Annotated in this window: 6 protein-coding genes; 3 read left to right on the forward strand and 3 right to left on the reverse strand. The window is 32.7% G+C overall.

Features of this window, described 5'->3' with window-relative positions; all coding sequences use genetic code 11:
* Positions 1 to 115 precede the first annotated feature (115 nt).
* Together ggt and LPB87_RS19805 are read right to left on the reverse strand one after the other, a co-directional pair.
* A complete protein-coding gene (gene ggt / locus LPB87_RS19800; protein WP_230729053.1) occupies positions 116 to 1,801 on the reverse strand; it encodes a gamma-glutamyltransferase in 1,686 nt (561 codons plus the stop codon).
* Entirely contained in the window at positions 1,798 to 2,382 is a 585-nt protein-coding gene (locus tag LPB87_RS19805; RefSeq protein WP_230729054.1) for an acyl carrier protein phosphodiesterase, read from the reverse strand. Before LPB87_RS19805 ends, ggt begins: the two co-directional genes overlap by 4 nt.
* A gap of 191 nt (positions 2,383 to 2,573) precedes the next feature.
* Here LPB87_RS19805 and glmM point away from each other — a divergent pair, with 191 nt between their 5' ends.
* Positions 2,574 to 3,962, forward strand: coding sequence for a phosphoglucosamine mutase (glmM, locus tag LPB87_RS19810; protein ID WP_230729055.1), 1,389 nt, complete (start codon positions 2,574 to 2,576; stop codon positions 3,960 to 3,962).
* A gap of 107 nt (positions 3,963 to 4,069) precedes the next feature.
* On the opposite strand, the gene LPB87_RS19815 is transcribed toward glmM, so the two are convergent.
* The gene (locus LPB87_RS19815) at positions 4,070 to 4,939 is read right to left on the reverse strand and encodes a lysophospholipid acyltransferase family protein (RefSeq protein WP_230729056.1); all 870 of its coding nucleotides are present in this window, start codon (positions 4,937 to 4,939) and stop codon (positions 4,070 to 4,072) included.
* A gap of 113 nt (positions 4,940 to 5,052) precedes the next feature.
* Here LPB87_RS19815 and LPB87_RS19820 point away from each other — a divergent pair, with 113 nt between their 5' ends.
* Together LPB87_RS19820 and LPB87_RS19825 are read left to right on the forward strand one after the other, a co-directional pair.
* The gene (locus LPB87_RS19820) at positions 5,053 to 5,691 is read left to right on the forward strand and encodes a rhomboid family intramembrane serine protease (protein WP_129539044.1); all 639 of its coding nucleotides are present in this window, start codon (positions 5,053 to 5,055) and stop codon (positions 5,689 to 5,691) included.
* Positions 5,692 to 5,739: 48 nt separating this feature from the next.
* On the forward strand, positions 5,740 to 6,432 hold the full coding sequence (locus LPB87_RS19825) for an SIMPL domain-containing protein (RefSeq protein ID WP_230729057.1): 693 nt from the start codon (positions 5,740 to 5,742) through the stop codon (positions 6,430 to 6,432).
* Positions 6,433 to 7,016 lie beyond the last annotated feature (584 nt).

The raw sequence follows: 7,016 nt of genomic DNA on the forward strand, positions 1-7,016 counted from the left end.
AGTTATATGATAGTGCAAATTTAGCCTTTAGAACCCGAATTAAACAATTTTAAAGCTGTTAATCTCTTTAAAGAAATTAACAGCTTTAAAAAAAGTATTCTAAAATGTTATTTAATTAAAATCCAACGGCAGCATCGTCACCACGATAATCAGCACCACCTTCAAGTTTTTTGTTTGGTAAAACCAAAATAGCATCTACTTTACCAATTACAGGAGCATTTTTTTCGTTGACGATATAATTTTTTGATTTTAAATATTCAAGTGTTTTTGTATCAAAAGCTTTTGGTTCAAAACTTATATTGTCAGGTAACCATTGGTGATGAAAACGAGGAGCATTTACAGCTTCCTGCATACTAAGATGATATTCATGTACATTTAAAATAGTTTGTAAAACCGATGTAATAATTGTAGAACCACCAGGAGTACCAACAACCATATATAGGTTGCCATTTTTTTCAACAATTGTAGGAGTCATAGAACTTAACATTCTTTTTTGAGGCGCAATACTATTAGCTTCGTTTCCTACTAATCCAAACATATTAGGTTCACCAGGTTTAACACTAAAATCATCCATTTCGTTGTTTAGGAAAAAACCTAATTCGTCACAATAATATTTAGAACCGTATGCATCGTTAATTGTTGTTGTAGCAGCAACAGCATTCCCAAACTGATCTACGATAGAATAATGGGTTGTTTCGGTACTTTCGCTATATTTTACTTCACCATGCTTAACATCCGAAGATAAAGTGGCTTTGTCAAAACTAAAATTTGACATTCTATGTTTTAAATAATCATCAGCAAGTAATCCTTTTAATGGGATTTTTACAAAATCTGGATCGCCTAAAAAGTAGCTTCTATCAGCATAAGCTCTTCTTTCGGCTTCTACAATTACTTGTATTGCTTCAGCTGAATTATGGCCCATTTTTTCTAAATCGTAAGGCTCAATCATTTTTAAAATTTGTGCCAAACAAATTCCGCCACTACTAGGAGGAGACATTGAAGTAATTTTTAAATCTTTGTAATTAAAAGTCAATGGTTTTCTCCATTTAACTTCATAAGTTGCTAAATCTTTCATGGAGATAATTCCTCCTTTTTTGTTAAGATAATCAACTAATATTTTAGCCGTTTTTCCTTTGTAAAATTCATCGCGGCCATTTTTCTGAATTCTTTTTAACGTTTCAGCAAGAGCAGAATATTTAATCGTATCATTTTCTTTGTATACGGTTGCAAGCAAAGTATTTTTGCCATTTCTTTCTATAATTACATCACGATATTCGTTTAATCGTTTTTCTTGTTTCTGGGTTACAATTACACCTTTTTCAGCAAGAGCAATAACAGGTTCCAGAATTGTTTTCATTGGTAAAGAACCAAATTTTTTGTGAACTGCAAAAACACCAGCAACAGTTCCAGGTATTCCAATGGCTAGTGCAGTTTCGGTACTTTTTCCTTTAATAACGTTTCCGTTTTTGTCTAGAAACATATCTTTAGTAGCTTTTAAAGGAGCTCTTTCTCTGTAATCAAGAGAACCAACTTCGCCATTTGCTTTTCGGTATACCATAAATCCACCGCCGCCAATGTTTCCAGCATAAGGAAAGGCAACAGCCAATGCTAATTCGGTAGCAACCATGGCATCAAATGCGTTTCCTCCTTTTTTCATGATGTCGGCACCAATTTTCGAAGCTTCTTCACGTGCCGAGACAACCATTGCTTTATTGGTAACTAATCCTGTTGGTTGATTGGTTGCGTTCTGGGCAAAAGAGGCAAGAGAGATAAAGTAGCATAAAAAGGCAATCTTTTTCATAATGAAAGTAATTTGTGATTAACATGTTGTTTTAATTCTTCAAAAAAGGCAGTGAATTCAGTTTCAAATTCAGAATAGAATTCTTTTAATTCCGCTGTAGCGAATTGCATTTTTGAAGTGTTTTTTGTTCTGCGATCCATCTGAGTCAGGATATGATTAATCCCTTCGATGGTTTGGTAGCTTACCAGCCAATTTTCCCGAAACATAATAGGCATTATACGCTGTGTTTTTTCAGATAAGATATCATGATTTTCAGTCAGAGAATCGTAAAATTTCTTAACAAAACCATCAAGATTTTCATCAGAGTAAGCTTTCCAGTTTTTTGCCAAAAAGTGATCATAAAAGATATCAATAATAACGCCAGCGTAATGGTGATACTTCTCATGGAGCTTTTTGGTACTTTGTCTAAAAATAGGATGAGCATCGGTATAGGTATCTATGGCGCGATGCAAAATTATACCTTTTTGAATTTCAGCAGGAAAACTTTCAAATTGTTTTCCTCGAATTCCATCAGCCATAAAATTGCCAATTTTGATTAAATCATTATCGCCAGAAAGATATATATGAGCTAGGAAATTCATTTTTTTTAGGAGTTACTAACGCTATAAAAAGACGTAGCGTTAAGTTTACTCATGTAAATGTAATAAAAACTTTTTAACTCATTTGCTTAAAAATACAGCAGTTTAGATACTTTTTTTAAATCTTGGCATCTTATTCACTTAGTTACTCCGCAACTTTTTTATATTTGTAGCAATAACCATAACTCATTAAAATGACTTTAATAAAATCGATATCAGGGATAAGAGGAACAATTGGTGGTAAAGTAGGTGATAATCTAACACCAGTTGATGCAGTAAAATTTGCTTCGGCCTATGGAACATTCCTTAAAAATAATATTAAAAAAGAAAAACTAACAGTTGTAATTGGTCGTGATGCGAGAATTTCAGGACCAATGATTCACAACTTGGTTGTAAATACATTAATTGGTTTAGGAATAAATGTTATAGATTTAGGTCTTTCAACAACACCAACAGTAGAAGTTGCTGTTCCTTTAGAAAAAGCAGATGGAGGAATAATACTTACAGCATCACATAATCCAAAACAATGGAATGCATTAAAATTATTGAATGAAAAAGGAGAATTCTTAAATGGAGCAGAAGGATCAAAAATTTTAGAAATTGCAGAAGCAGAAGCTTTCGATTTTTCGGATGTAGATAGTTTAGGAGAAATCACAATTAATGATGCTTATATGGATATCCATATCGATGAAGTTTTAAATTTACCTTTGGTAGATGTAGAAGCGGTAAAAGCAGCAAAATTTAAAGTTGTAGTTGATGGAGTAAATTCTTCTGGAGGAATAATTATTCCAAAATTATTAGAATTAATGGGAGTTGAAGTAGTAAAATTATACTGCGAACCTAACGGACATTTTCCTCATAACCCCGAACCATTAAAAGAACATCTTACAGATATATCAGAATTGGTAGTGAAAGAAAAAGCACATTTAGGAGTTGTAGTAGATCCAGATGTAGATCGCTTAGCTTTTATTTGTGAAGACGGAGAAATGTTTGGAGAAGAATATACTTTAGTAGCTTGTGCAGATTACGTTTTGAGTAAAACACCAGGTAATACAGTTTCAAATATGTCATCATCTCGCGCATTAAGAGATGTTACAGTTGCACACGGAGGAAAATATGAAGCAAGTGCAGTAGGAGAGGTGAATGTAGTAGAATTAATGAAAAAAAATAATGCTATTATCGGTGGAGAAGGAAATGGAGGAATCATTTATCCAGAATCTCATTACGGAAGAGATAGCTTGGTAGGAGTAGCATTATTTTTAACACATTTGGCAAATAAGAAAATGACCGTTTCAGCTTTGCGTGCTTCATATCCGGAATACTATATGAGCAAAAATAAAATTGAATTAACGCCTCAGATTGATGTTGATGCAATTTTGGTTGCAATGACAGAAAAATATAAAAATGAAGATATCACAACCATTGATGGAGTGAAAATTGATTTTGCTACAGAATGGGTTCATTTAAGAAAATCGAATACAGAACCAATAATTCGTATTTATACCGAAGCACCGTCTCAGGAAAAAGCAGATGTTTTAGCTTTAAGAATTATAGATGAAATAAAAGCAATCGCAGGAATTTAATTTTTGAGATAGAATCGAATAAAAAATGCCCGAAATTTAATTTCGGGCATTTTTGTTTTGTGTACTTAAGTAATAAACTCAATATAGTCGTAAGGCTTTAAACTTATTTATCTTCTGTGTTTCCATCTTTTATGAGTCCATAAATAATACTCGGGAGCTTCAAGAATTTGCTTTTCAACTTCTCGCAGATAAGCATGAGTAATCTCAAAACCATCAGCTTTTTTAGGCGTATCGCAAATAGGAATAAAAGTAGCTTCGTAATAGCCGCGTTTTACTTTTTTTACTTTCACAAACAAAACACTTAAATTGTATTTTCTGGCAAGCATTTCGGCACCAGTATGAACAGGAACTTCAATTCCCATAAACGAATCCCAATGAAAAGCTCTGTCAAGTTTAGGAGATTGGTCGCTAGCTAAACCATACATGCTCAAAATACCATCTCTTTGGTTTTGTGCCATGAGTGGAATTATTTTTTTAGTTTCTACTAATTCAGCATCATATTTAGAACGGATTTTTCGAACTAACTTGTCGAAATAAGGATTCACAATTTTTTTGTAAACACCAATACCTCTAAATTTAATTTGCGAATTTATAGTTAATAGCCATTCCCAGCTGGCATAGTGAGAAGCAACCAAAACTACGCTTTGACCTTTTTCTTCGTATTCTTTTATAAGATCGATATTGGTAATAATAAAACGTCTGTGCATTTCTTCAGGAGAAATAGTCATTGTTTTTATCATTTCCAAAAACATGTCACACATGTGTTGGTAAAACTTTTTTTCGATTACTTTTCTTTCTGTGTCATTAAGATGTGGTAATGCAAGAGCTAAATTTTCTTTAACCGTTTTTCTTCGGTATCTTATAAGATAATAAACAATGAAGTAAACGACATCAGAAAATAGATAAAAAACCGGAAAGGGAAGTATGGATATAATCCAAAGTAATGGATATGAAAGTATGTAAACAAGGAATTGCATGCAGTTTAATTTTTTACAAATATAACTCAAAAATGAATAACGTATATATTTTAATCGGTAACTGTGGAGTCTATGAGAATTACTATATTTACAATTCATAATAAATATAGAATATGAATACTATTTTGATAGGAATAATTGTTGCCAATGTTTTAGTTAGTTATAAGGGATTTAATGATCTTTCTTTTTTTAGAAAATATGAATTTCATGTCGGGAGCATTCGCTCAGGTGAGCAAATAAGAATGTTAACATCTGGTTTCTTGCATGTTGATATGATGCATTTGCTTTTTAATATGCTAACGCTATATTTTTTCGCACCAGTAGTTATTAATCATTTAGGGAGTTTTTCGTTCATATTGATTTATATAGGAAGTTTAGTTTTTGGAAGTTTACTAACGATGGTATTTCATAAAAACGACTACAGTTATCGCGCAGTAGGAGCCTCTGGAGCTGTAACAGGAGTTTTGTATTCTGCAATTTTATTACAACCGAACATGATGTTGGGTATATTTTTTATAATTCCGATGCCAGCATATCTCTTCGGGATCCTGTATTTATTGTATTCGATATATGGAATGCGAGCTAAAAATGATAATATCGGGCATACGGCGCATTTTGGAGGAGCTATTGGTGGTTACATGATTACTTTGATAAAAGAGCCAACATTAGTTGTTGATCATTCATTGATGGTTATTCTCTTGGCTATCCCAATTGCTGTACTTTTTATAATGGCTAAGCTTGGAAAACTTTAATGGCATAACTTTTGAAAAGGATTAATCAAACAATTAAATGATACAAATATGAAAAGAATAGCTTTATTTTTAACTCTTATGTTTATGACTATGACTCACGCTCAAGAAGCTAAACAAATCCCTCAAATTAGTGTGTCTGGAGAGGGTAAAGTAAAAGTAGCTCCAGACCAAGCAACAATTTTAGCAACTATTGAAACCAAAGGAAGTAATGCTAAAGATGTAAAAAAACAAAACGATCAAAAAATGGATGCAGTTTTAAAATTCATTAAAAAAATGAATATTCCAACTGCAGATTTTAAAACTAAACAAGTTTCATTAAATCCTCAATATGATTATGAAAAAAAGAAACATAATTATAATGCTACGCAAACAGTTGAAATCTTATTGAAAGATTTAACTAAGTATGATGAGTTAATGGAAGGATTGGTAGATCAAGGAATCAATCGTATAGATAATGTAACATTCGAGTCTTCTAAATTGGCGCAATACGAGTCGGAAGCTAGAAAACTAGCAATAAAAGACGCAAAGTCTAAAGCGGAGGATTATGTATCAGTCTTAGGGCAAAAAGTAGGTAAAGCAATTGTTATTTCGGATAACTCTCAAGGATACCGTCCGCAACCGATCTATGCAGCAATGAAATCTATGGCAATGGATAGCGCAGGAGCGGCTTCGAATGAAACGCTAGCAATAGGGGAAATTGAAATCGTGTCAAACGTAAGTGTGAGTTTTATTTTAGAATAATAAAAACACTTTAATATATAGAAAATCCCGTCATTTATAAAATGGCGGGATTTTTTTATAGAGTAAAATTAGCGGAGTAATGTCTAGTTATAATAGATGTCGTTTTTTGGGCTACTATATATAGTAGCCGCTTTTTTTTGTATCCTATATATTAGGAGTAATATTCTATTATTAATACATAAGAGAAGTTTTTTTGGGAGCACTTTCCTGCTATCCGCTCCAATCTTAGCCTTTTTAAAGGAAAAAGGTTAAGGATTTCCTCTTTTATCAGGGCTAGGGAGTTCTAAATCTGCTCAATCAACGAAATCTGTGAGAAACAAGAACCCGAAACCCCAGTAAAACCGAGCGAAAACAGGAGAAGAAGAAGTTAATAAGTAGAAAAATCTTAGAAAACCCAAAAACACCGAAACAGTAAGGTGTGAGTTATCAATGTGTTAAGAAATAAACGCAAAACAAACATAAAAATGCGATCGAAAAGTATTGTTTATCTATAAAAAGGTGGTAGTTTTGCACCCGCAACAAACAAGACGTTCACTGATACACTGGCAAGCAAAACAATCGGATTTAGGAACGAAAGTTTCTAA

This window comes from Flavobacterium sp. EDS (assembly GCF_020991525.1).
Taxonomy (GTDB): domain Bacteria; phylum Bacteroidota; class Bacteroidia; order Flavobacteriales; family Flavobacteriaceae; genus Flavobacterium.

Bases quoted from the DNA above. Each gene is read 5' to 3' on its own strand.
- ggt (WP_230729053.1), bottom strand. From the start codon at position 1,801: ATGAAAAAGATTGCCTTTTTATGCTACTTTATCTCTCTTGCCTCTTTT.
- LPB87_RS19805 (WP_230729054.1), bottom strand. From the start codon at position 2,382: ATGAATTTCCTAGCTCATATATATCTTTCTGGCGATAATGATTTAATC.
- glmM (WP_230729055.1), top strand. From the start codon at position 2,574: ATGACTTTAATAAAATCGATATCAGGGATAAGAGGAACAATTGGTGGT.
- LPB87_RS19815 (WP_230729056.1), bottom strand. From the start codon at position 4,939: ATGCAATTCCTTGTTTACATACTTTCATATCCATTACTTTGGATTATA.
- LPB87_RS19820 (WP_129539044.1), top strand. From the start codon at position 5,053: ATGAATACTATTTTGATAGGAATAATTGTTGCCAATGTTTTAGTTAGT.
- LPB87_RS19825 (WP_230729057.1), top strand. From the start codon at position 5,740: ATGAAAAGAATAGCTTTATTTTTAACTCTTATGTTTATGACTATGACT.